Annotated in this window: 2 protein-coding genes; both read left to right on the top strand. The window is 73.2% G+C overall.

Going from position 1 to position 1,412, the window contains the following annotated elements:
• The first annotated feature begins 139 nt into the window (after window positions 1-139).
• A complete protein-coding gene (locus tag ACFU7Y_RS43960) occupies window positions 140-934 on the top strand; it encodes a hypothetical protein (RefSeq protein ID WP_380772074.1) in 795 nt (264 codons plus the stop codon).
• Window positions 931-1,281 (top strand): transcriptional regulator, encoded by a 351-nt coding sequence (locus ACFU7Y_RS43955; RefSeq protein ID WP_224281447.1) that lies wholly within the window; start codon window positions 931-933, stop codon window positions 1,279-1,281. Before ACFU7Y_RS43960 ends, ACFU7Y_RS43955 begins: the two co-directional genes overlap by 4 nt.
• Window positions 1,282-1,412: the final 131 nt, after the last annotated feature.

Raw genomic sequence — 1,412 nt, 5'->3', positions numbered from 1 at the left:
GCCCGCACGTTCGACGCGAACGTGCGGGCCCCTCGGCGTTCCCGGGGTCGGCCGGCCCCAAGTGCCCTTGACTACACCTCACTTTGCGATGCAAAGTTCATGGCACAGCAAAGCGATTGCGCGTGACAAGGGGTGGATCATGACGACAACGCACGGGGGCGGCCCGGCCGAACTCCTCGCCGAGACGGAAGGACTCCGGGCCCGCGCCCGGACACGGCTGCGCGGCTCGGGGGTGCCGCTGCTCGGGTTCGGCCTGCTGGCCCTGGCCGCCGCGCCGATCTCCGGCCAGGCCTACAACTTCGGCGCCAACGGGCGGTCCGTCGATTCCTATCCGCTCTTCGCCTACTCGGAGCTCATCGACCTCTGCGTGTCGCACACCCCGGACGGCCCGTGCCAGACCGGCGAGTTCGACGGTGCCGTCCTCCGATTCCTGGCCTGGGGCGTCTGGTACGCACTGCTCCCGCTCGCCTGGCTGGCACTGGCCCGCTGGTACCGGCGGCGCGGCGAGGCCCGCGGGATCGTCCCGCACCGCAGCGGTTGGATCGGCGCCGCGGTCGGCGTCGGCATCCTGGTCTCCGCCGTGCTGCTCGCCCTGCTCTTCGCCCACCGGGTGCCGTTCGCCCTGTCCATGCTCGTGAACACCTACGCCTCGCCCTGGTACGTGGTCGGCATCGGCCTGGTCGTCCTCGGGCTGGCCGAACGCAGCCCCCTGGTGACCGCCGCCGGGCTCGCCCATGCGGCGCTGCTCACCGCCTACCTCGCGGCACCGTGGGAGAGCGGCTGGCTGCCGTGGCTCGACCGGGGCGACGGCGGCTGGGCCGACGGCCCGCAGTCGAAGGCGCTGCTGCTGGCGGCGGTCCTGCTGGCCGCCGGGCTGGCGCAGTGGACGGCGGCCCGCCGCGCACCGGGGGCATCCCGTACGGTCTCCTCATGAGCGTTGCGGACGAAGCCGAGGAGCAGCATCCGACCCTCGCCCTGGACGACACCGTCCACCAGCGGGTCCGGCTCGGCATCCTGGCGATCGCCCGCGAGGCCGAGAGCGTCGAGTTCGGCTTCCTCAAGGAGCAGCTCGGCCTCACCGACGGCAACCTCTCCCGCCACCTCAAGGTCCTGGAGGAATCCGGCCTGGTCACCGTCGCCAAGGGCTACGCGGGCCGCCGCCCCCGCACCTGGGTCTCCCTCACCCCCCACGGCGCCGAAGCCCTCGACCGCGAACTGCGCGCCCTGCGCGAACTCGTCCGCCGCCTCGACGCCGCCGGGTCCGGACGCCCCCGGGAATAGGAACCGAGGCGACGGGGCACAGCCGAAACCGCACGGGGGTGGGGAGTCGGGGCTGCGGGCACCGGTGGCTTCCGCCTCCTTCGTCGTCAGGCATGCGAAGGGGCCCGCACGTTCGACGCGAACGTGCGGGC

This window comes from Kitasatospora sp. NPDC057542 (genome assembly GCF_042801945.1).
In the GTDB taxonomy this organism is placed as follows: Bacteria; Actinomycetota; Actinomycetes; order Streptomycetales; family Streptomycetaceae; genus Kitasatospora.
Note: the sequence above shows the minus strand (reverse complement) of the source record. Positions and strands in the feature narration are given on the sequence as shown.

Coding starts and splice junctions, on each gene's coding strand:
- ACFU7Y_RS43960 (WP_380772074.1), top strand. CDS start 140: ATGACGACAACGCACGGGGGCGGCCCGGCCGAACTCCTCGCCGAGACG.
- ACFU7Y_RS43955 (WP_224281447.1), top strand. CDS start 931: ATGAGCGTTGCGGACGAAGCCGAGGAGCAGCATCCGACCCTCGCCCTG.